General features: G+C 67.8%; 20 protein-coding genes. 11 read left to right on the top strand and 9 right to left on the bottom strand.

Translation table 11 applies throughout. The features are described 5' to 3' along the window. Positions 1-35: 35 nt before the first annotated feature. From LG3211_RS14235 to LG3211_RS14215, 5 genes are all read right to left on the bottom strand, one after another. Positions 36-695, bottom strand: coding sequence for an ECF-type sigma factor (locus LG3211_RS14235; RefSeq protein ID WP_057943420.1), 660 nt, complete (start codon positions 693-695; stop codon positions 36-38). A gap of 295 nt (positions 696-990) precedes the next feature. Continuing rightward, a complete protein-coding gene (locus tag LG3211_RS14230; RefSeq protein WP_057943419.1) occupies positions 991-1,977 on the bottom strand; it encodes a 5-oxoprolinase subunit C family protein in 987 nt (328 codons plus the stop codon). After that, on the bottom strand, positions 1,974-2,690 hold the full coding sequence (pxpB, locus tag LG3211_RS14225) for a 5-oxoprolinase subunit PxpB (RefSeq protein WP_222837504.1): 717 nt from the start codon (positions 2,688-2,690) through the stop codon (positions 1,974-1,976). Before pxpB ends, LG3211_RS14230 begins: the two co-directional genes overlap by 4 nt. Further along, positions 2,687-3,097 carry an HIT domain-containing protein gene (locus LG3211_RS14220; protein WP_057943418.1) on the bottom strand — a complete coding sequence of 137 codons (411 nt, stop codon included), beginning with the start codon at positions 3,095-3,097 and terminating at the stop codon, positions 2,687-2,689. Before LG3211_RS14220 ends, pxpB begins: the two co-directional genes overlap by 4 nt. Next, positions 3,094-3,768, bottom strand: a complete 675-nt coding sequence (locus LG3211_RS14215) for a dienelactone hydrolase family protein (RefSeq protein ID WP_057943417.1) — start codon at positions 3,766-3,768, stop codon at positions 3,094-3,096. Before LG3211_RS14215 ends, LG3211_RS14220 begins: the two co-directional genes overlap by 4 nt. A 135-nt stretch (positions 3,769-3,903) precedes the next feature. On the opposite strand from LG3211_RS14215, the gene rimO reads away from it, so the two are divergent. Continuing rightward, positions 3,904-5,262 (top strand): 30S ribosomal protein S12 methylthiotransferase RimO, encoded by a 1,359-nt coding sequence (gene rimO, locus LG3211_RS14210; protein WP_057943416.1) that lies wholly within the window; start codon positions 3,904-3,906, stop codon positions 5,260-5,262. A gap of 255 nt (positions 5,263-5,517) precedes the next feature. Here the strand turns inward: rimO and LG3211_RS14205 are convergent, their stop codons facing one another. Both LG3211_RS14205 and LG3211_RS14200 read right to left on the bottom strand, forming a co-directional pair. Beyond that, complete coding sequence (locus LG3211_RS14205) at positions 5,518-6,657, bottom strand: BaiN/RdsA family NAD(P)/FAD-dependent oxidoreductase (RefSeq protein ID WP_425479973.1); 1,140 nt, start codon at positions 6,655-6,657, stop codon at positions 5,518-5,520. A 49-nt stretch (positions 6,658-6,706) separates the two neighbouring features. After that, a complete protein-coding gene (locus LG3211_RS14200) occupies positions 6,707-7,264 on the bottom strand; it encodes a YaeQ family protein (RefSeq protein WP_057943414.1) in 558 nt (185 codons plus the stop codon). A 173-nt stretch (positions 7,265-7,437) separates the two neighbouring features. Here LG3211_RS14200 and LG3211_RS14195 point away from each other — a divergent pair, with 173 nt between their 5' ends. Continuing rightward, complete coding sequence (locus LG3211_RS14195) at positions 7,438-8,316, top strand: pseudouridine synthase (RefSeq protein ID WP_057943413.1); 879 nt, start codon at positions 7,438-7,440, stop codon at positions 8,314-8,316. Between the two features lie 27 nt (positions 8,317-8,343). Here LG3211_RS14195 and LG3211_RS14190 read toward each other — a convergent pair whose 3' ends face one another. Both LG3211_RS14190 and LG3211_RS14185 read right to left on the bottom strand, forming a co-directional pair. Beyond that, a complete protein-coding gene (locus tag LG3211_RS14190) occupies positions 8,344-9,099 on the bottom strand; it encodes a type 1 glutamine amidotransferase (protein ID WP_057943412.1) in 756 nt (251 codons plus the stop codon). A gap of 291 nt (positions 9,100-9,390) precedes the next feature. Next, positions 9,391-11,520, bottom strand: coding sequence for a DEAD/DEAH box helicase (locus LG3211_RS14185; protein ID WP_057943411.1), 2,130 nt, complete (start codon positions 11,518-11,520; stop codon positions 9,391-9,393). A gap of 363 nt (positions 11,521-11,883) precedes the next feature. Between LG3211_RS14185 and LG3211_RS14180 the strand changes: the two genes are divergently transcribed. From LG3211_RS14180 to LG3211_RS14140, 9 genes are all read left to right on the top strand, one after another. Further along, complete coding sequence (locus LG3211_RS14180) at positions 11,884-12,660, top strand: DeoR/GlpR family DNA-binding transcription regulator (protein WP_057943410.1); 777 nt, start codon at positions 11,884-11,886, stop codon at positions 12,658-12,660. A gap of 513 nt (positions 12,661-13,173) precedes the next feature. Then, complete coding sequence (locus LG3211_RS14175; protein WP_083512541.1) at positions 13,174-14,370, top strand: MFS transporter; 1,197 nt, start codon at positions 13,174-13,176, stop codon at positions 14,368-14,370. 87 nt (positions 14,371-14,457) lie between these two features. Next, positions 14,458-15,135, top strand: a complete 678-nt coding sequence (locus tag LG3211_RS14170; RefSeq protein ID WP_057943409.1) for a glutathione S-transferase family protein — start codon at positions 14,458-14,460, stop codon at positions 15,133-15,135. A 79-nt stretch (positions 15,136-15,214) separates the two neighbouring features. After that, positions 15,215-16,777, top strand: coding sequence for a protein adenylyltransferase SelO (locus LG3211_RS14165; protein ID WP_057943408.1), 1,563 nt, complete (start codon positions 15,215-15,217; stop codon positions 16,775-16,777). A gap of 490 nt (positions 16,778-17,267) precedes the next feature. Then, a complete protein-coding gene (locus LG3211_RS25750) occupies positions 17,268-17,780 on the top strand; it encodes a hypothetical protein (protein ID WP_148648913.1) in 513 nt (170 codons plus the stop codon). A 97-nt stretch (positions 17,781-17,877) separates the two neighbouring features. Then, the gene (locus LG3211_RS14155) at positions 17,878-19,770 is read left to right on the top strand and encodes an ATP-binding cassette domain-containing protein (protein ID WP_057943406.1); all 1,893 of its coding nucleotides are present in this window, start codon (positions 17,878-17,880) and stop codon (positions 19,768-19,770) included. 501 nt (positions 19,771-20,271) lie between these two features. Beyond that, on the top strand, positions 20,272-20,850 hold the full coding sequence (locus tag LG3211_RS14150; RefSeq protein ID WP_057943405.1) for an SRPBCC family protein: 579 nt from the start codon (positions 20,272-20,274) through the stop codon (positions 20,848-20,850). Beyond that, positions 20,847-21,563, top strand: coding sequence for an AraC family transcriptional regulator (locus tag LG3211_RS14145; protein ID WP_057943404.1), 717 nt, complete (start codon positions 20,847-20,849; stop codon positions 21,561-21,563). Before LG3211_RS14150 ends, LG3211_RS14145 begins: the two co-directional genes overlap by 4 nt. A 38-nt stretch (positions 21,564-21,601) precedes the next feature. Further along, positions 21,602-22,735 (top strand): hypothetical protein, encoded by a 1,134-nt coding sequence (locus LG3211_RS14140; protein WP_148648912.1) that lies wholly within the window; start codon positions 21,602-21,604, stop codon positions 22,733-22,735. Positions 22,736-22,874 lie beyond the last annotated feature (139 nt).

Raw genomic sequence — 22,874 nt, 5'->3', positions numbered from 1 at the left:
GCACAGCCTGCCGACGGAGGCCCGCGCGGAAGCTTTCACGAACCCAGCTCGGCGCTGCCGCGATCGCCGAGACTGCTCGACAGGAACGCGCGCGCGCGCCGCCAGTCGCGACGCACGGTGCGGTCGGTGACGCCCAGCGCCTGCGCGACTTCTTCATCGGTCATGCCGCCGAAATAGCGCAGTTCCACCAGCAGGCCCAGGCGCGGCTCGGCTTCGCTGAGGCGGTTCAGCGCTTGATCCACCGCCAGCAGATGTTCCAGGCGCGCGTCGTAAGCCAGGCCGATGTCGTCCTCTTCCAGCATCACCGCTTCGAATCCGACGCCGCGTTTTTCCGCGAGCAATCGCCGCGTTTCATCGACCAGCGCATAACGCATGGCGTGCACGAGCAGGCTGATCAGGTGGGTGCGATCGTTGATGTTCAAGGTCGCCTGGCTCAGCCGCAGCCAGGTGCGGTTGATCAGGGACGTGGGCGAACGCTCGGCGCCTTTCCAATGCTGGCGGATCTGCATGCGCGCCAGCCGGTGCAGTTCGCGGTAGAGCGCGGAGTAGACCTGATCCCAGGCGCCGGGCCGTCCTTTCTGGGCATCGACGATGAGCTCGGTTATCGATTCCAGCGCCGCATCGGACAGGGCCAACACACCGGTATCCACCGACTGCGGGGTGGAGGGCTGACCGCTGTGATCTTGTTCTGACATGTCCGGATTTTGCCTCAAATGGCGATCCAATCATCCGCCAAATCGTGACAGTTATCGCGTTCTTATTCGAGTGCTTTCGTATTGACGCCCACTTGGACGTAACGGCACAACCAGCCGGCACTCAGGTTGTGGAGTCTTGTCTGGGATTGCATGGCCGGTGCGTCAAATCGCGTGGGTCGCTGCGCGATTGTGTCAGGAAGCTGACGCTCCGATCAGGGCCATGGGCCGCGCACAGGCCGCGGCCCATGGCTCGCATTCAGCCACGCGGAAAAGCTGGCTTCGTACCCCGGCCGGGTTACTGGCGCTTCAAGCGTGCCTCGATGGCCAGTTTCAGCCGCGCCCATTCCGCCCGCGCCTTGCGCGCGGCGGCCGCGGCCTGCGCCGCGTCGCAACGAACGAACTGCAGTTCGGCGTTCGGCCGCGCTTGTGCCAGACGCGGCAGGTCGGCGGCGATGACATGACCCAGACGCGCGTAGCCGCCGACGGTTTGCGCGTCGGCCAACAGCACGATCGGCCGTCCGTCGGCAGGCAATTGGATCGTCCCCGGCGCGACCGGTTCCGACAGCGCGCCGGCCTCCGGCGCCTGCAACGCCTCGCCGTCCAGGCGCAGGCCCTGGCGATTGCTGGCGGCGTTGACGCGCCATGCCTGCTGGCTCAACCGCGCGGCGATTTCGCGCAACGCCGGCGCCTCGCTGGCGAGGTAGCGGATCGGCGCATGCGGGTCGTGATTGAACTCGGGATCGATCCACCAGCCGGGAATGCGCGGCTGCGAGGTGTCGATGGCGCGGTGCGCGCCGACCGGCAGGAGGTCGCCGCCGCGCAGGGCGCGTCCGTCGATGCCGCCGAAGCCGCCGCGCAGATCGGTGGAGCGGCTGCCGAGCACGCACGGCGTGTCCAGACCGCCTCGCACCGCCAGCCAACCGCGCACGCCGCTGCGCATGCCGCCTAGGCTCAGCACGCCGGCCGGCAGGTCGATCGGCCGCGCCGGCGGCAGCCACTGGCCTTCGAAGCGCGCTTCGCACAGCGCGCCCATCAAAGCGATGCGCAGCGGCCGCGGCAGGCGCAGGCTCGGGCCTTGCAGGGTGAATTCCAGCACCGCGTCGCCGTCGCGATTGCCGACCAGGGCATTGGCGAGCGCGGCGCAGGCCGGGTCGAGCGCGCCGCCGCGGCAGATGCCCAGGTGACGCCAGCCGTCGCGGCCCAGGTCCTGCACATGGCTGAGCGGGCCGGGCGCGACGACTTCGATATCGCAGCGCGTCTCGAGCGAATCCGCAGCGCTCACGGCGCCGCCTGCAAGCGCGCGAATTCCTGCGCGTCGATGGGACGAAAGCGCACGCGGTCGCCGGGCTGCAACAGGCTGGGCGCATCGCGCGCGGTATCGAACAGGCGCAGCGGCGTGCGTCCGAGCAGGCGCCAGCCGCCGGGACCGGGCCGCGGGTAGATGCCGGTCTGGGCGCCGCCGATGGCGACGCTGCCGGCGGCGACCGCGGTGCGCGGGGTCGCCAGCCGCGGCAGCGCCAGTTCCGGGTCGAGCCCGGACAAATAGGGAAACCCGGGAGCGAAGCCGATCATCGCCACTGTGTAGTCGCGCTCGCTGTGGCGCGCGATCAGCACCTGCGGCGATACGCCGAGTTCGGCCGCGCTGTCGTGCAGGTCCGGGCCGAATTCGCCGCCGTAGGCGACCGGGATTTCGATCGAGCGCGCGGCGGGCGAGGGCGCCGCGGCGTGCGCGTGCTCGCATTGCGCCCGCAGCCACGCGCGCGCAGCGGCGGCGTCGATGGCGAAGGGATCGAAAAACACCGCCAGACTGGCGTAGGCCGGGACCACATCGCGCAGCCACGACGGCGCTTGCAGGCGCAGCCGCGCCGCCAGCGCATGCACGCGCGCGTTGAGTCCGTCGTCGATAGAGCGGCCCAGTCGCAGCAGCCAGGCGTCGTCGGCGAGGGTTTCGAATTCGATCGCCGCGTCCGACGCGGCCGGGCGGCCCGCGTTCACGCCGACAGCGCGTCCTGCAGGCGGCGGATGCGTTGCACCAAAAGGTCGGGCGAATACGGTTGCGCGGTGGCCATGCCCCAGACCGGACGCGGCCAGGCGATGTCTTCGCGATAGCGGGCGATCACGTGCACGTGCAGCTGCGGCACCAGATTGCCGAGCGCGGCGATGTTGAGCTTGTGCGGCGCGAACTGCGCCTGCAGCGCGCGGCTGGCGCGGGCGATTTCGCCGGTCAGGGTGAGTTGCTGGTCGTCGCTGAGGTCGATCAGCTCGACCGCGCCGTCTACTCGCGGCACCAGGATCAGCCAGGGATGATTGGCGTCGTCCATCAGGCGCAGTTCGCTCAACTCGAACTGGGCGACCGGATGAGTGTCGTCGGCGAGTTGCGGATGCAGGTGCCAGGGGTTCATTTCAGACTGTCCGCGAGGAAATCCAGGGTGCGGGTCCAGGCCAGCGCGGCGCTGGCGGGATCGTAGTCGGCGCGCAGCTCGCAATTGAAACCGTGGCCGGCGTCGTACAGGTGGATCGGCGCGGTCGGCAGCGCCTGACGATGCTGTTCGATCGCTTCCGGCGGAATGCTGCCGTCGTGGCGGCCGAAGTGGAACATGACCGGCGCGCGCACCGGTGCGCGGGTCGGTTCGTCGAGAAAGGGCACGGTGCGCGCGCCGTAGTAGCTGACCGCGGGCAGATCCAGGCGGGTATTGGCCAAAAACGCCAGCGAGCCGCCCCAGCAGTAGCCGACCGTGCCGGTGCGCAGGCCCTCGAGTTGCAGCAGGTTCGCGGCGCTGGCGACGATCTGCATGGCGCGGTCGAAGCCGACCGCGTTGCGCAGCTCGCCCCCGCGCGCGGCCGCCGACTGGTCGTAGCCCAGCTCGACCCCGCGCTCGACTGGGTCGAACAAGGCCGGCGCCAGCGCCACGTACCCGGCCCGGGCGAAGCGCTCGGCCAGGTCGCGGATATGCGAATTGACCCCGAAAATCTCTTGAATGACCACCAGCCCGCCGCGCGGAATGCCGGCGGGATCGGCCCGCCAGGCCTGAACCGGGCCGACGGGGGTGTCCAGATCAATCCAGTGAGCCATGAGCCGCTCCAGTTGCGAATGAACCTTGAATCGAGGCCAGTTTAGCCCCGGAGGCTATAATTCGCGCCCCCAGCCGCTCAGCGGCTTCCGGATCGCCGTCCGCGCCCGGATTCTCTCGTTCAGGTCTTCTCCCGCATGTCTTCCGCCAGTGTCGCGCCAGCCAATCCCAAAGTCGGTTTCGTCAGCCTGGGCTGTCCCAAGGCCCTGGTCGATTCCGAACGCATCCTCACCCAGCTGCGCGTGGAGGGCTACGACATCGTCCAGACCTACGACGATGCCGACGTGGTGGTGGTCAACACCTGCGGTTTCATCGATTCGGCGGTGACCGAATCGCTGGACGCGATCGGCGAGGCGATCGCCGAGAACGGCAAGGTCATCGTCACCGGCTGCCTGGGCAAGCGCTCGGAGCTGATCCGCGAAGCGCATCCGGGCGTGTTGTCGATCAGCGGCCCGCAGGACTACGGCAGCGTGATGAGCGCGGTGCACGCGGCGCTGCCGCCCAAGCACGATCCGTTCCTGGATCTGGTGCCGCGGCGCGACGACGGCATCGGCGTCAAGCTCACGCCCAAGCATTACGCGTACCTGAAGATTTCCGAAGGCTGCAATCACCGCTGCAGCTTCTGCATCATTCCGTCGATGCGCGGCGACCTGGTCTCGCGGCCGGTGGACGATGTGCTGCGCGAAGCCGAGAAACTGGCGATGGGCGGGGTCAAGGAACTGCTGGTGATCTCGCAGGACACCTCGGCCTATGGCGTGGACGTCAAGTACGCCGAACGCGAATGGCGCGGCAAGCGTTACCAGACGCGGATGAAGGCGATGTGCGAAGGCCTGAGCGAACTGGGCATCTGGACGCGTCTGCACTACGTGTATCCGTATCCGCACGTGGACGACATCATTCCGCTGATGGCGGAAGGCAAATTGCTGCCGTACCTGGACATTCCGTTCCAGCACGCCAGCCCGCGCGTGCTCAAGCTGATGAAGCGCCCGGGCGCGGTCGATAAGACCCTGGAGCGCATCCAGCGCTGGCGCTCGATCGCGCCGGACATCGCGATCCGCAGCACCTTCATCGTCGGCTTCCCGGGCGAGACCGAGGCCGAATTCGAGGAACTGCTGGATTTCCTCGATCAAGCCCAGCTCGACCGCGTCGGCGCGTTCGCTTATTCGCCGGTGGACGGCGCCAAAGCCAACGATCTTCCCGATCCGGTGGACGAAGACGTCAAGCAAGAGCGCCTGGCGCGTTTCATGGAGCGTCAGGCGGAGATTTCCGCGAACAAGCTCGAAGCCAAGATCGGCAGTGTGCAGCGCTGCATCGTCGATGCGATCGACGGCGACCTGGCGATCGCGCGCTCGATGGCCGACGCGCCGGAGATCGACGGCCTGGTGCAGATCCAGAACGGCCTGGACGCGGGGCTGCGCGTGGGGCAGTTCGTGGATGTGGAGATCATGGGCAGCGACGAACACGATTTGTTCGGCGAGGCGGTGGTGGAGGACTGATTCGCGGAAGGTTGCGCGGCCGGCGCGGCTTGGCGGCCGCTCTTCGCGGTTTCTCCTCAGTGGTTGCGCCTTACGCGGTTTCTAGGCAGGCACGCGACATCTTTCAATGCCGTCATTCCCGCGAACGCGGGAATCCAGGGCCTTTCGTGCGAGAACGTTTGAAGTCGCTGGATATTCGGCTCCGCCGAAGTAAAGCGGAGCCCGCGTTCGCGGGAATGACGAGCAAGAAACGAGAGGCGACAGCAAAGGCAAGTCTTAAACCGCCAACCCCGCCGCATGCCCCGACGCCCAGGCCCACTGGAAGTTGTAGCCGCCCAGCCAGCCGGTCACGTCGATCACCTCGCCGATGAAATACAGCCCGGGCACGCGCTTGGATTGCATCGTGCTGGACGACACTTCGTCGGTGTCCACGCCGCCCAGGGTGACCTCGGCGGTGCGATAACCCTCGGTGCCGCTGGCGATCAGCGGCCACGACGACAGCGTCGCGGCGATCTGCTTGAGCTCGGGCAGGTTGTACTGCTTCATCGGCTTGTTGCTCAGCCACACTTCGCACAGGCGCTGGGCGAAACGCTTGGCGATGGTTTCGCCGAGCACGGTCTTGAGCTCGGCCGCCGGCCGTTCGCGCTGCTGGCTCAGCAGCCAGTCGAGCGCGTCGTGGCCGGGCAGCAGGTCCAGGCGCAGATCGTCGCCGGGTTGCCAGTACGAGGAAATCTGCAGGATCGCCGGGCCGCTGACGCCGCGATGGGTGATCAGCATCTGATTGCTGAAGTCGATGCCGTTGCAACTGGCGGTCACCGGCAAAGCGACGCCGCTGAGATCGTGCAGACGCTCCTGGTGCTTGCCGCTGAGCGTCAACGGCACCAGCCCGGCGCGCAAGGGCAGCACGTTGTGGCCGTAGCGGCGGGCCAGTTCATAGCCGAAGCCGCTCGCGCCCATGCTCGGAATCGACAGGCCGCCGCTTGCGATCACCAGCGAGGTCGTGGCGATGTTGCCGCGCGTGCTGTGCAGGCGAAAGCCGCTGTCGCCTTCGTCGTGGGCGATGCGTTCGATCGAACAACCGGTTTCGATGCGCACGCCCGCGGCCGCGCATTCGTCCACCAGCATCTTCACGATCAGCTTCGACGACTCGTCGCAGAACAACTGCCCGAGTTCTTTTTCGTGATAGGCGATGCGATGGCGTTCGACCATCGCGATGAAATCCCACGGCGTATAGCGTGCCAGCGCCGATTTGCAGAAGTGCGGATTGGCCGAAAGGTAATTGCCCGGCGTGGTGCCGGTGTTGGTGAAATTGCAGCGGCCGCCGCCGGACATCAGGATTTTCTTGCCGACCTTGTTCGCGTGTTCGATCAGCAGCACGCGGCGGCCGCGACGGCCGGCGGTCAGCGCGCACATCATCCCGGCGGCGCCGCCGCCGACGATGACGGCGTCGTAGACCTCCGCCACTTCAGGCCGCTCGCGCTTGTGCGCCCTGACGCACGGTCGGGGTGAAGGTGAGGCTGGCCTTGTCGTTGCTGAGCGCGACTTCGCTGTCGGCGATCTGGCAATCCAGGCGGAAGCTGCGCTCGACCATCGCCGCCATCGCGTCCACCGAGGCGGCGTCGATGTCGATCACGGTGAGATTCTTCAGCCGGCGCAGGATCGCGACGTTCTTCTCCCACCAGATGTTCGCCGCGTTGCCGCCGTAATTCACCACCACCACCTGCCGCGCCCGTCCGCAGGCCTTGCGGATGCGCGACTCGTCCGGCTGGCCGACATCGATCCACAGCTCGATATCGCCGGTGTAATCGCGCAATGCCAAGTCCGGTTCGTCCTCGCTGCTCAGCCCAGGGCCGAACTCCAGCCGCTCGTGCGCGTTCAAGGCGAAGGCGAGCATGCGCACCATCAGCCGCTGTTGGGTCTCGGACGGATGCTGGGCCAGGGTAAGCGCGTGGGCGGCGTAGTAATGCCGGTCCATGTCGCTGATTTGCAGTTCGATCTTGACGATGGTGGCGTTGGGCGCCATGGGGCATGCCTGCTGGAAAACAGCGCGCATTCTAAGCTTCCGGCGGGCCCGGCGCCCGATTTGGGGACCAGACGGCCCGGGCCGCGCGCGCAAAACAGCGCAAATGCCGCGCGGACTCGGCTTTCGCCCGCCCGCGCATCCGGTTTGCGCCCGCGATCGGCGAAGATGCGCGCATGCCCCGTCACGATGCCTCCGCCGCCAGCGCGCCCAGCCGCCTGCAACTGCCTCCCGGGCCGTGGGCGAGCCTGCTCGACGGCTTGTGCGCACGGTTTCCGGCGATCGGCCGTGAGGTCTGGCGCGAGCGTTTCGCCCGCGGCCGCGTGCTCGATGCGCAGGGCCATGCGCTGGCGGCCGACGATGCTTACCGCGTCGGCATGGAGATCCGCTATTTCCGCGAAGTCGAACACGAACCGGTCATTCCGTTCGAAGAGCGCGTGCTGTATCGCGACGAACGCCTGTTGGTGGCCGACAAACCGCATTTCCTGCCGGTGATCCCGGCCGGCGGTTTCGTCGCCGAAACCCTGCTGGGGCGATTGCAGCGGCGCTACGGCGAGGCCGATCTGGCGCCCTTGCACCGGCTCGACCGCGGCACCGCCGGCGTGGTGCTGTTCTCGCGCGATCCGGCCACGCGCGATGCCTATCAGTCGCTGTTCCGCGAGCGGCGCATTCGCAAGCGCTATGAGGCCTTGGCGCCGCCGCTTGCGCAATGGCAGTTCCCGCTGTTGCGGCGCACGCGCGTGGTCGCGGGCGAGCCGTTCTTCCTGATGCGCGAAGCCGAGGGCGAGGCCAACAGCGAAACCCGCATCGATGTGATCGAACGCGGCGCGCAGGTCTGGCGTTACGCGCTGGAACCGGTCAGCGGCCGCAAGCACCAACTGCGCGTGCACATGGCCGGGCTGGGCGCGCCGATCCTCAACGATCGCTTCTATCCGCTGGCCGAGCAGGCCGAAGACGATTTTTCGCGGCCGTTGAAGCTGTTGGCGCGCGAGCTGGCCTTCGTCGATCCGATCGACGGCAGCGAGCGATGCTTCGAAAGCGGATTGAGTCTGTAGCCGGCCAAGGCCCGGATTGCGCGTGGCTCAGACAAATTCGCGCGAGGGCAGGGTGAACTTGCGTTGCGGCCGGCCGATCAGGTCGAGGAAATTGTTGAACACCGCGTCCGCGCGGATCTGCATGGCCTGGATGTGCTCGACGGTCTGCGCGCGGATCGCCGCTTCGCTGGTGTCGTGACCGAGTTCGGCCAGTTCCTGGCGATACACAGGATTGGCCAGCCAGCGCTCGATCAGCGGCACGTCCATCTCCAGATGGAACTGGAAGCCGTAGGCGTTGTCGCCCCAGCGGAAGGCCTGTTGCTCGCAGGTATCGGTGCGGGCCAGATGCTGCGCGCCCTGCGGGACTTCGAAGCTGTAGCGGTGCCACTGGAACACCGGCGCGGCCTGCGCCAGCGGCGCCAGCACCGGATCGGCGGCGCAGGCCGCGGTCGGCTGCAGCCGGTACCAGCCGATTTCGGGCTGATGGTGCCTGCGCACCGGAGCGCCGAGCACGTGCGCGAGCAACTGCGCGCCCAGGCAGATGCCGAGCACGGGCTTGCCTTGTTCGAGCATGCGTTCGATCGCCAGCAGCTCGGTCTTCAGGTGCGTGCGCGTGGCCTGGTCTTCGACGTTCATCGGCCCGCCGAGCACGATCAGGCCGCGATAGCGATCGACGTTGGGCTGCGCCTCGGGATCGCGGTCGAAGTTGGTGAAGCGGATGCGATGGCCGCGCCGACGGATCAGCGGATCCAGCGTACCCAGCGGTTCGGCGGCGACGTGTTGGAAGACCAGGATGCGGGACATGAGCGGCGGCGTTGCGGGTTACGCCTGCGACTATGCCAAACCGCGGGTGCGGTTAGCGACAAGTGGCTTATGACTTGTAGTGCGGATGTGGAGAGTCGTCCCTTGCCAGTCGCCGCGTATCGCTCCCTCTCCCGCTTGCGAGAGAGGGCTGGGGTGAGGGCGCGCGCATCCGCAACTACGGCGTTGCCCACATTTCGCATGCCCTCATCCGGCCCCCCGTCTTCGCGGGGGCAGGCTCTTCGGGCCACCTTCTCCCGCAAGCGGGAGAAGGGGATTCGCGAGCTGCGTGATTTAGCGAGGCGTACGCGGCTTGAACGATTTCTTGGGCCCGCCATGCGGCGGACGCGGACCACCGGGGCGCGGCGCGCCGCTGTGCGGACGCGGGCCACCCGGACGCGGGCCGCCGGGGCCGCCCGGACCACGGCCAGGACCGCCGCCCGGACGCGGCGAACGGCCGCCCTCGGTGTCGCCCGGTGTGGCGCGCTGGATGCGCAGCGGGTGCCCGGACACGCGCACCTTTTTCAGATGCTCCATCAACTCGCGCGGCATGCCCTCGGGCAGATCGACCAGGGTGTAGTCGTCGCGGATGTCGATGCGGCCGATGTAGCGGCTTTCCAGATCGGCCTCGTTGGCGATGGCGCCGACGATGTTGCCCGGCTGCACGCCGTGGCTGTGGCCGACCTCGATGCGGAAGGTCTCCATGCCGACTTCGGCCTCGCGCGGCGCGCCGCGATCGTGCGAACGCTCGCTGCGTTCGGCGCGCGGCGACGGCGCTTCGTCGTCGAAGAACGACTCGGCGTTGTTGACCACCGGGCGGTGCGCGGCCGGCGGCGTGTACTGGCGTTCTTCGTGACGCGGCGCCGGCGCGGAACGCTCGTGATCGCGCGGCGGACGCGGCGCTTCGGCGCGGCGCGAATCCGGACGCGAATCCTGACGGTATTCCTGGCGATGGGCGCCGGAGTTGGAAGCGTTGTCGCGCTCGACGAACTTGCGCGTGGCCTGGCCGCGGTGTTCGCGCGGATTGTCGCGTTCTTCGCGCGCATAGCGCGGCACCGCCGGCGGCGGGGTCAGCAGCAGCGGATTGTCGCCCTGCACCAGCTTGGCCAGCGCCGCGGCGATTTCCACCGCCGGCACGTTGCGCTCGCGCTCGTAGCGCTCGACCATGTCGCGGAACAGGCCCAGGTCGCTGCTTTCCAGCGCGTCGCTGATGCGGCCGAGGAAGCGCGAGACGCGCTGCTCGTTGACCGTCTCCACGCTCGGCAGCTCCATCGGCTCGATCGGCTGGCGCGTGGCGCGCTCGATCGCGCGCAGCATGCCGCGCTCGCGCGGAGTGACGAACAAGATCGCCTCGCCCTTGCGCCCGGCGCGGCCGGTGCGGCCGATGCGGTGGACGTAGCTTTCGGTGTCGTAGGGAATGTCGTAGTTCAGCACGTGGCTGATGCGGTCCACGTCGAGACCGCGCGCGGCCACGTCGGTGGCGACCAGCACGTCGATCTTGCCGTCCTTGAGGTTCTGGATGGTCTTCTCGCGCTGCGCCTGCTGCACGTCGCCGTTGATGGCCGCGGCCGAAATGCCCCTGGCCGACAGCTTCTCGGCCAGCTCCTCGGTGCCGAGCTTGGTGCGCGAGAACACGATCATCGCGTCGAAGGATTCGGCTTCCAGGATGCGGGTCAGCGCATCGAGCTTGTGCACGCCGCTGACCGACCAGTAGCGCTGGCGGATGTTGGCCGCGGTGGTGGTGGTCGATTTGATCGCGATCTCGACCGGGCTCTTCAGATAGGTCTGAGCGATGCGCTTGATCTGCGAAGGCATGGTCGCGGAGAACAACGCGACCTGACGCGTTTCCGGCGTCTTCTTGAGGACGTTCTCGACATCGTCGATGAAGCCCATGCGCAGCATTTCGTCGGCTTCGTCCAGCACCAGGCAACGCAGCTCGGACAGGTCCAGGGTGCCGCGGTCGAGGTGATCGATCACCCGGCCCGGCGTGCCGACGACCACGTGCACGCCGCGCTTGAGCGCCTGCAGCTGCGGGTAGTAGCTCTGGCCGCCGTAGATCGGCAGGACGTGGAAACCGGGCAGGTGCACGGCGTACTTCTGGAACGCCTCGGCGACCTGGATCGCCAGTTCGCGCGTCGGCGCCAGCACCAGCGCCTGCGGCTTGAACTGCTTGGGATCGATCTGGGCCAGGATCGGCAGGGCGAACGCGGCGGTCTTGCCGGTGCCGGTCTGGGCCTGGCCGAGCACGTCGCGGCCTTCCAGCAGCGGCGGGATGGTCGCGGCCTGGATCGGCGAAGGCGATTCATAGCCGACGTCGGCCAGCGCGCGCAGCAGCGGCGCGGACAGGGCCAGATCGGTGAATTTCGGCGAAGCCGGGGATTCGGCGGGGGAATCGGAGGGGGTATTGGGCAAGTCGGCGCTCATGACGAGGCTCCAGCAGCGCCGGCGAGGCCGGTCGGGAAGACCGACCAGTTTACTCGCATGTACGTGGAGCGAAGGCTCTTAAGCGAAGCCAATCTTGGAAAGGCGGGAAAAGCAGGGGTTTTTGCCGGCGATGGGGTGGGGCGGCGAGCGTTTTGCGCGGCCGACCGGGGCCGGGATGCGCGATTGCCTGCTGCGCTGACGGCTCGATTCGCCGTTTCGATCGCCATCGCGGCCATGACCAGTCCTTCCCGCGCCGATCGCGCTGTGCCGGATCGGTCGGTTGGGCCGGGTCCGGAATCCGGTGCTTGTGGGGTTTGCACGTTTGTGCACAATTGAGTCAAATCATTAACGATTGGTTTCCGAATGTCGGCCGAAGAACTGCTGCCCCAGCAACGCCACCGCCTGATCCTCGACCGTCTGCTCGCCCAGGGCCGGGTGATCGCGGTCGATCTGGCGCGCGAGTTGGAGGTGTCCCACGACACCATCCGCCGCGACCTGCGCGAGATGGCCGCGGCCGGGCAATGCCGTCGTGTCTACGGCGGCGCGCTGCCGCTGGCGCCGGACAACGGCCCGATCGCGCTGCGCCAGACCCAGGCGCCGGCGCGCAAGGCGGCGCTGGCGCGCGCGGCGGCCGGCCTGGTCGAACGCGGGCAGGTGCTGTTTCTCGACGCCGGTTCGACCAACACCGCCATCGCCCAGGCGCTTCCGCGCGGCTACGGATTGACCGTGGTGACCAACGCGCCGGCCATCGCCGCGTTGATCGCCCAGCGCGAGGACCTGGAACTGATCGTGATCGGCGGCCGGGTCGATCCGCGCATCGGCGCCAGCCTGGGCAGCGGCGCGATCCGCGATGCCGAGGCGATCCGCAGCGATCTGTACTTCGTCGGCGTCTGCGGCGCGGACGCCGAGGCCGGCGTCAGCGCGCTGGGTTACGAGGACGCGCAGTTCAAGCTGGCGGTCGCCGCGGCCAGCCGCGCCGTGGTGGCGGTGGTCACCGACGAAAAGCTAGGCACCGCCGCGCCGTATGCGGTGGTGGCGGCCGATGGTCTGCACGCCTTGGTGATCGAACACGGCGGCGATGCGGCGCAGGCCAAGGCCTTCGCGCGGCTGGGTGTTCGCGTGGTGCGGGCGGATGCGTGATGGCGGATCGAAAGGCATCGGGGCTGAAGCCCCTCCCACAAAAGACCTCGCTGAGTCGAGCTCTCTATCCGACTTCGCTTGATTCAATCAGTACCAGAGCACGAAACACCCACTCACACGCATCGCGCGACGCTGCGAAGTCTTTTGTGGGAGGGGCTTCAGCCCCGATACCTTTCGTTCCGCCGAGTCGAACTCTCCACCCAGCCTTCTCTTGATTCAACCCAAGCACCGGAGTCCGAACATCCACTCACAAGCATCCCGCGACGCCGCGAGGTCTTTTGTGGGAGGGGCTTCAGCCCCGACGCCTTTCGTTCCGCCGAGTCGAACTCTCCCCCAGCCTTCCCTTGATTAAACCCAAGCACCGGAGTCCGAACACCCACTCACAAGCATCCCGCGACGCCGCGAGGTCTTTTGTGGGAGGGGCTTCAGCCCCGATGCCTTTCGTTCCGCCGAGTCGAACTCTCCACCCAGCCTTCTCTTGATTCAACCCAAGCACCGGAGTCCGAAACACTCATGAGCGAATCCGATTCCCCCGCGGCCGCGGTTGCTTCCGTCGCCAGCGCGCGCGCGGCCACCGCCCCCATCGGCGCAAGCGAACGCCTCTCCACCCGCATCGCCTTCTTCATCGCCGGTCTGGCGATGGCGGCCTGGGCGCCGCTGGTGCCGTATGCGAAAGCGCGCACCGGGGTGGACGAGGGCACGCTCGGCCTGTTGCTGCTCGCGCTGGGCGCCGGTTCGTTGATGACCATGCCGCTGACCGGCGCGATCGCCGCGCGCTACGGCTGCCGGCGGGTGATCCTGCTGGCCAGCGCGGTGGTCTGCGCGAGCTTGCCGCTGCTCGCGCAGTTCTCCACGGTGCCGGCGATGGCGCTGAGCCTGTTCGTGTTCGGCGCGGCCATCGGCACCATCGATGTCGCCATCAACATCCAGGCGGTGATCGTGGAAAAGGCCAGCGGGCGCCCGTTGATGTCCGGATTCCACGGCTTCTTCAGCGTCGGCGGCATCGCCGGGGCAGGTCTGGTCAGCATCATGCTGTGGCTGCAGGCGACGCCGCTGGTGGCGGCCTTGAGCGTTGCGGTGCTGTTGGCGCTGCTGATGCTGCTCGGCGGCCGCGGCCTGTTGCGCTACGGCGACGACGGCCACGGCGGCTCGATGTTCGTGTTGCCGCACGGTGTGGTGATCCTGATCGGCGCGCTGTGCTTCATCGTGTTTCTGGCCGAAGGCGCGATGCTGGACTGGAGCGCGCTGCTGCTGGTGTCCGGACGCGGCGTCGCGCCGAGCGTGGCCGGTATCGGCTACGCGGTATTCGCTTTGGCGATGACCGTCGGCCGCTTCAACGGCGACCGCATCGTGCAGCGGTTCGGCCCGCGTCCGGTGCTGGCGCTGGGCGGCGCCTGCGCGGCGGCCGGTTTCCTGCTGGCGGCGCTGCTGCCCTGGGCGGGAACGACCTTGCTCGGCTTCGCCTTGGTCGGGCTGGGTTGCTCGAACATCGTGCCGATCCTGTTCACCGCCGCCGGCAATCAGAAAGCGATGCCGGCCGGCGCGGCGGTGTCGGCGATCAGCACGCTGGGTTACGCCGGCATTCTCGCCGGGCCCGCCGGGATCGGCTGGATCGCGAAGATCAGCAGCCTGCCGCTGGCGTTCCTGGTGCTCGGCGCGGCCCTGGTCGCGGTCGCGGCGAGCGCGCGCATCGCCGCGGCCAAAGCCTGAGCGGGCCGGCGCGGCGACGGCGCCCACATTGCCGTCCGCGCCCATCCCGTACCATGCCCGCACCTTCCCGCTGGCCGCATCGCGCCCATGATCAAGGTCCATCACCTCAACAACTCCCGTTCCCAGCGCGTGCTGTGGCTGTTGGAAGAACTGCAGCTTCCGTACGAGATCGTCCGCTATCAGCGCGATCCCAAGACCATGCTGGCGCCGCCGGAGTTGCGCGCGATCCATCCGCTGGGCAAATCGCCGGTGGTCGAGCTCGACGGCCAGGTGCTGGCCGAATCGGCCGCGATCATCGAAACCTTGACCGAGCGCTACGACAGCCAGCATCAGCTCTCGCCGCCGCCGCATCCGCTGGAGAGCGAGGAGCGCAGGCGCTATCGCTACTGGCTGCATTACGCCGAGGGCTCGGCGATGCCGCCGTTGCTGATGAGTCTGGTGTTCGCGCGCCTGAAGACCGCGCCGATGCCGTTCTTCGCCAAGCCGATCGCGCGCGGTATCGCCGACAAGGCCATGTCGTCCTTCGTCGGCCCGCAGTTGGCGCTGCACCTGGGTTATATCGAAAGCGAGCTGGGCCAGCGGCCATGGTTCGCCGGCGAGCGTTTCACCGCGGCGGATATCCAGATGAGTTTCCCGGTGGAAGCCGCGGCCGCGCGCGCCGGCGGCAAGCGCCCGCACACGCAGGCCTTCGTCGAACGCATCCGCGCGCGTTCGGCCTATCAGCGCGCGGTGGAAAAGGGCGGGCCGTATTCGCTGCTGAGCTGAGCGCCGGCGCTTGGGTTCGCGCCGGGCGGCACCATCTGAAGCGGTAACGCCGGCCGTCGCGGCGAAGTCCTGGGTTTTCATGCACGCACTGCGTTTCGACAATGCCTTCGTCCGCGATCTGCCGGGCGATCCGGAGACCGGGCCCGACGTGCGTCAGGTGCACGGTGCGCTGTATTCGCGCGTGGAACCCACGCCGGTGGCCGCGCCGGTGCTGCTGGCGCATTCGGCGGAAATGGCCGCGACCCTGGGTTTCAGCGAGGCCGACGTCGCCAGCGCCGAGTTCGCGGCGGTGTTCGGCGGCAACGCCTTGCTCGACGGTATGCAGCCGTACGCGGCCAATTACGGCGGCCATCAGTTCGGCCATTGGGCCGGGCAGCTCGGCGACGGCCGCGCGATTTCGCTCGGCGAAACCATCAACGCCGCCGGCGAGCGCTGGGAACTGCAGCTCAAGGGCGCCGGGCCGACGCCGTACTCGCGCAGCGCCGACGGCCGCGCGGTGCTGCGCTCGTCGATTCGCGAATTCCTGTGCAGCGAGGCCATGCATCACCTCGGCGTGCCGACCACGCGCGCCTTGAGTCTGGTCGGCACCGGCGATGCGGTGGTCCGCGACATGTTCTACGACGGCCATCCGCAGGCCGAACCCGGCGCGATCGTCTGCCGGGTCGCGCCGTCGTTCATCCGCTTCGGCAACTTCGAACTGCCGGCCTCGCGCGGCGACAACGAGGTGCTGCAGAAACTGCTGGATTTCTGCATTCGCCGCGACTTCCCCGAGCTGTCCGGCGCGGGCGGGGACCTGTACGCGCAGTGGTTCGCGCAAGTGTGCGAACGCACCGCCGTGCTGATGGCGCACTGGATGCGGGTGGGCTTCGTGCACGGGGTGATGAATACCGACAATCTGTCGATTCTGGGCCTCACCATCGATTACGGCCCCTACGGCTGGATCGACAACTACGATCCGGACTGGACCCCGAACACCACCGACGCCGGCCGCCGCCGTTACCGCTACGGCCAGCAGCCGCAGGTCGCGTACTGGAATCTGAGCCGGCTGGCCGGCGCGCTGTCGGTGCTGATTCCGGTCGAAGTCCTGCAGGACGGCTTGCGCCGTTATGTCGATACCTACAACGCCGCCGAGGGCGACAGCATCGCGCGCAAGCTGGGCCTGCGCGAATGCGGCGAGAGCGATGTCGTGCTGATGCAGGAGTTGCGCGACTGGCTGCAGCGGCACGAGGCCGACATGACCATTTTCTTCCGCGCGCTGGCGAAGGTCGATGTCGCCAGCGACATCGCCGACACGCAGGTGTTCGCCGATGCCTGGTACGACGCGGAAAAACGCGACGAAGGCGAGGCGGCCTTGCGTGCGTGGCTGGCGCGTTACGCCGAACGTGCGCGCGCCGACGCGATGCCCGCGTCCGAGCGCGTCGCGCGCATGAACGCCGCCAATCCGCGTTATGTGTTGCGCAACTACCTGGCCCAGCAGGCGATCGATCGCGCCGAGCAGGGCGATCCGGACGGGGTGCGCGAACTGCTCGAGGTGATGCGCCGGCCCTTTGAGGATCAGCCCGGACGCGAAGCCTTCGCGGCCAAGCGGCCGGATTGGGCGCGGGTGAAGGCGGGGTGTTCGATGCTGTCGTGCAGTTCCTGAGGCCAGCGGACTCAAGGGTGAGGCCGATGCCGGCCCGTCTGTGCGCAATGGGCTCTTAAGCGCAGGCCCAGGCCGTTTGCGGCGGCCGGCGCCGACCTGGGCGGTCGCGCGGCGCGTGCGGTGGCCGCGGGCGCCGCTGCCACCGCCTCAACCCATCAGGCCGCTTGCGGGCCCGTCGGGCGGGTACGAGTACCGCTTCAGACCGGGGCGAAGCCCTTGGTGGTCTTCTTTTCGTTCTTCTCGGCGCGCTTTTCCTTCATGGTCTTGGCCGGTTTCTTCTTGCTTTCCTTCTTGCGGTCTAGGCCCTTGCTCATGACGTTTTCCTCGCTGGATGGCGGCGCGGCGCGGCGGATGCCGGGCGCCTGCGCCGAGTATGCGCCTGCCCGGGCCGCCGTGTAAGCGGAAGGTTATCCTCGCCTGTCGCCGCTGCGGGTAATCTGCCGCCGGGCGGGTCCGTGTCGGACCGTGGATTCAACAGGCAGGGCAGGGCGTGCTGAAAAACAGAACCGTCGATTTCGAGTCTCTGGCCGACCGGATCGAGAAAGTCCGGGGCGCGCAGGATATTCGTGGTTTCGATATCGATTTATATGAAATAACGGCCCAGTCCGGGGTTCGGACGTGTTTTTTATGCGGATTTCCCTTGCGGGATTGCTCCGTGCCTGCGCAAGGCGCGACCGTCATTTGTTTCGGCTGTCTCAACAGATACGTAGAGGTTGAGGACTACGCAGGCCCGCTTGCGCAGTTCAAGGCGAGTGTCGAACACGCCAATCGCCAGGCGGCGGCGTTGCTCGACAGGATGAACAACGGGCAGGCGATCGACGAAACGATGCTCGATGCCTTGTTGAAGGGATTGCCGCTGACCGAGGTCGAGTTCTACATCGGGCTGCCGAAACGTTTCGGCAGCTTCGATCATGGCCTGGAGTCGGGTTTTTGGGCGATTGCCGGCGCCGAATTTGAAGTGTGGTTTCAAAGCCAGATTTGCGTTTCGGTGAATCCGGTTTAAGTCGCCGCTGCCGGCTCGGCCCGGCTGGGCCGGCTTCAGGCGTGCCCGCTTGAATCCGGCCCAACGCTGAAGCGGCAGCGCCTGATACCATGGGCGGATGCCTTTGATCACCGTCCAGAACGTCGACTACAGCGTCGGCGGCCCGCTCCTGCTCGAAAACGTCGAATTGGCCATCGAGCCGGGCGAACGCATCGCCCTGATCGGTCGCAACGGCGCGGGCAAGTCCACGCTCATGAAACTGCTGGCCGGAGAAATCCAGGCCGACGACGGCGAGATCCGCCGCGAAGGCAGCACCCGCATCGCCCGCCTCGAACAGGAAGTCCCGCCCGGCGCCAGCGGCACCGTGTTCGACGTGGTCGCCGACGGCCTGGGCGATCTGGGCCACTGGCTGGCCGAATACCACCATCTCACCCACGGCGATCACTACGACGCCGACAAGCTCGCCGAAGTCCAGACCAAGATCGAGGCCGCGCAAGGCTGGGGACTGGACCAGCGCGTCACCGAAACCCTGACCCGCCTGGACCTGGACGGCGAAGCGGAATTCTCCGGCCTGTCCGGCGGCATGAAGCGGCGCGTGCTGCTGGCGCGCGCGCTGGTGTCGGCGCCGGACCTGCTGCTGCTGGACGAACCGACCAACCACCTCGACATCGAAGCCATCGACTGGCTCGAACAATTCCTCAAGTCCTGGCAGGGCGCGCTGCTGTTCGTGACCCACGACCGCCGCTTCCTGCGCGCGCTGGCCACCCGCATCGTCGAGATCGACCGCGGCCAGGTCACCAGCTGGCCCGGCGATTGGGCCAACTACGAGCGCCGTCGCGAAGAACGCCTGAACGCCGAAGCGCAGGAAAACGCCCGCTTCGACAAGTTGCTGGCGCAGGAAGAGGTGTGGATCCGCCAGGGCATCAAGGCCCGCCGCACCCGCGACGAAGGCCGCGTGCGCCGGCTCAAGGCCATGCGCAACGAGCGCCAGGCGCGCCGCGACACGGTCGGCAACGTGCGCATGGACCTGGCCCAGTCGGAAGCCTCCGGCCGCAAGGTGATCGAGGCCAAGAACGTGTCCTTCGATTACGGCGGCAAGCCGCTGCTGCGCGATCTGTCCACCACCGTGTTCCGCGGCGACCGCATCGGTCTGATCGGTCCCAACGGCAGCGGCAAGACCACGCTGCTGAAGATCCTGCTGGGCGACCTGCAGGCCAAGAGCGGCGAAGTGCGCGAAGGCAGCAAGCTGCAGATCGCCTATTTCGACCAGTACCGCGCGACGCTTCGCGAGGACTGGAACGCGCTGGAAAACGTCGCCGAGGGCCGCGAGTTCGTCGAAGTCGGCGGCAAGAGCAAGCACGTGATCGGCTATCTGCAGGATTTCCTGTTCACGCCCGAACGCGCGCGCGCGCCGATCACCCGCCTGTCCGGCGGCGAGCGCAACCGCCTGCTGCTGGCCAAGCTGTTCGCGCAGCCGTCCAACCTGCTGGTGATGGACGAACCGACCAACGACCTGGACGTGGAAACGCTGGAGTTGCTGGAAGAACTGCTGGGCGACTACCCGGGCACGCTGCTGCTGGTCAGCCACGACCGCGACTTCCTCGACAACGTGGTCACCTCGACCCTGGTCATGGAAGGCGACGGCCAGGTCGGCGAATACGTCGGCGGCTACAGCGACTGGCAGCGCCAGCGCCCGGCCGGTTATGCCGCCGCCGCCAAGGCGACGGCCAAGGACTCGGCCAAGGCCGTGACCGCGGCCAAGGTGTCGCCGGAAGCGGCCGCGCCCGCGGTCAAGCGCAAGCTCAGCTACAAGGACGCGCGCGAACTCGAACAGATGCCGGCGCGGATCGAGCAACTGGAGGCGCGCGTGGCCGAGCTGACCGCGCAGATGAACGAGCCCGCGTTCTATCAGCGCGACAGCGCGGCGATCAATGCGCATAACGCCAGCCTGGTGCAGACGCAGCTTGAGCTGGAAGCGGCGTATGCGCGGTGGGCGGAGTTGGATGCTTGAGCAGACGGCGCCTGTTTGGCGCTGCGGGTCTTCAAGCCGTCATCCCCGCGTAGGCGGGGATGCGGCTTCATCGCGACATCGCTCTTTTGCCACCCGGCCAGGGCGCATAGCGCCCTGGCATTCGCGGATGCGCGAGCCTGTGGCTCCATCGCGGTAAATCGTTCTGGCGACGACGCGGTGTTCTGAAGTCAGGTGGCTTCGCTCCCGATTGATTAGCGACCCCGGCCAGGGCTGGTCGCCCTGGCGTTCGCGGATGCGGGAGCCTTTGGCTCCATCGCGGTAAATCGTTCTGGCGACGACGCGGTGTTCTGAAGTCAGGTGGCTTCGCTCCCGATTGATTAGCGACCCCGGCCAGGGCTGGTCGCCCTGGCGTTCGCGGATGCGCGAGCCTTTGGCTCGCAAGCGCATCCGCTCACCCCAACTTCCGTCCATTGCGCCGGACCATCCGGCCAGTCCCTAATCCCTTCAACAATGCCGAAGGCCGGCGAGGGGAGCAGAGCGATGCGCACCACCATCGGATCGATCACCATCGGTATCATCGCCGCCCTCGGCCTGGCGCTGGCCGCCGGCAGCGCCGGCGCCGCGGTCAAGGACGTGACCGCCAACGGCTTCACCATCGAGAACGAACAGACCGTCGCCGCCGATCCGGCCACGGTCTGGAAAGCCCTGGTCGGCGATGTCGATCGCTGGTGGCCGAAGGATCACACCTGGTGGGGCGCGGCTTCGACCTTGTCGATCGATCCGCGCGCCGGCGGCTGCTTCTGTGAGATCGGCCGCGACGGCAAGCAGCAGGCCCTGCACATGACCGTGAGCTTCGTCGATCCGGGCAAGACCCTGCGCCTGCTCGGCGGCCTGGGCCCGCTGCAGGGCATGGGCCTGAGCGGGGCGATGGAATTCCGCCTCAGCGCGGCCAAGGACGGCGGCACCCGCATCGTCCTGTACTACCGCGCCGGCGGTTACAGCCCCGACGATCTGAGCAAGTTCGTGCCGGTGATCGACAAAGTGCAGGGCCTGCAGCTGGGCGGCCTGGCCGATTACCTGCGCAAGCCCGGCGACGCGGCCAAGGACGCGCATCGGTGAATCCAGCCGGCGCCTATCGCACCCGTCACGATCGCGGCGCGACGCTGGCGACGCATCGCCATCGCGAGGCCTACGCGGCGCTGGTGCTGGACGGCGACTACACCGAAACCAGCCTCGACGGCCCGCTGCCGTGCCGGCCGGGAACCTTGATCCTGCATCCGCCGTATCACGCCCACGGCGACCGCTTCGGCCGCAGCGGCGCCAGCGCGATCAATATCGAACTGCCCGAACCGCCGCCCGGGCAATTGATCCAGACCGCCGCCAGCGCATGGCAAGTGCACGACCTGCGCGAGGCGCTGGAGGTGTTCCAGCGTTGTCCGCAGCGGCTGCCGGATCTGCTGGCCTGCGCCACGCCGCAAGCCGCGGTCGAGCTGCCGGACTGGCAGAGCGAACTGCTGCGCGGCATGGACGAAAGCGACGACGACATCGCCCTGATCGCGCGCCGGCTCGGCGTCTCGGCCGAACACGCCAGCCGCGCGCTGAGCCGCAGCTACGGCATGTCGCCGCGGGCGCTGCGGCGCGAAGCGCGCTGGCGCCGCGCGCTGGGAATGCTCGGCGGCTCGCTGCCGCTGGCCGAAGTCGCCGCCGCCGCCGGATTCGCCGATCAGAGCCATCTGCACCGCATCGTCGTCGCCCACGCCGGTTGCACGCCGATGCGGCTGCGGCAACAGATCAAGTACGTACAAGACCGGGACCTGGCCGTCGCGGCCTAATGGCTCCAACGCGCCATCGCGTATACGGAGCTTCCCCCATGCATGCATCTGTGAAGAAAGCCTCCCTGCTGCCGGCCGCGGCCCTGCTGCCGCTGCTGATCGCCTGCGCGATCGGCCACGCCGCCGACATGCCCAAGCAGCCCGACAGCGGCCCGCTGGCCGCCAAGGCCGTCAGCGACGCGATCGGCGCGACCTTGCGCGCCGACGTGCCGACCGCGCTGGCTGCGTTGAAGACCGCGCCGGTCGATCAATTCAACGAGAAGGACGCGCGTTTTCGCACTTGCATGTTCGAGCGCCACGAACGCAAGACTCCGCCGCCGATGACCGACGCGCCGGCCGATCCGCTGGCCCGGCAAGTGCTGGAGGTGTACCAGCGCTACTGGTGGCAGGCCACGCGCGATCCGGCCACGCGGCCGGCCGAGGAAAAGCAGCTCAAGGCCAAGCTCGCCGCCCTGATCGGCGAGAAGCCGCCGGCCGAGGGCGAGGAAGCGTTCGAAGCGTTGACCGACCGTCTCAGCGCCGAGCTCGGCAAGCGCGGCATGCACGCCTTGCAGGGCCGCACGCCGCCGCTGTACGACTTGCTGGTGTGGGGCAAGCAGGAGGAAAAGGACTACACCGTCGATCTGCCCAGCGGCGAGAAGCAACCGGTGCGCGTGTTCCTGATGGACGATTGGGTCAGCCGCGGCTGGAGCCGTTACACCGCCTGCGAGCGCACCGGCACCGGCGGATGGGTCAAGCCCGAAGGCCTGTACGCCGTGCATTCGGCCTATGGCGACCTGACCGGCGAAGACTTCCAGGCCAGCTTCCTCGGCCACGAAGCCCAGCACTTCGCCGATCTCAAGCGCTGGCCCGACATGAAACCGTGGGTGCTGGAATACCGCGCCAAGCTGACCGAGCTGTTCAAGTCCGACAAGACCCACATGGCCTTGCTGGACAAGTTCTACCGCAGCCGCGACGACGAACCCGATCATCCGCATCCCTACGCCAACAAGCAGGTGATCATCGACATCGTCGCCAAGATGGGCTTGCCGGCCGACAGCGACCTGCACAAATCCGACCCGCTCGCCGTGCGCAAGGCCGCGCGCGATGTGCTGATCGAAGACACGCGAAAGCGCGAGGCGGAAACGCCGCCGGCGGCCGCGGGCGATGCGGCGGCCAAGCCGAAGTCGTGAGTGCGATGCGCGGTTGAAGCGAGATCGCGATCGTGCCGAGGCGATGGCAGAGGCATGGCCATGGCGTTAGATCGCAGCAGATCCGACCACCGCTCACGACAGACCGTCGTGAGCGGTGGTCGCCGTTGTGAGCAATGGT

The sequence above is a fragment of the Lysobacter gummosus genome (assembly GCF_001442805.1).
In the GTDB taxonomy this organism is placed as follows: domain Bacteria; phylum Pseudomonadota; class Gammaproteobacteria; order Xanthomonadales; family Xanthomonadaceae; genus Lysobacter; species Lysobacter gummosus.
This window is presented reverse-complemented; position numbering and strand designations above follow the sequence as displayed.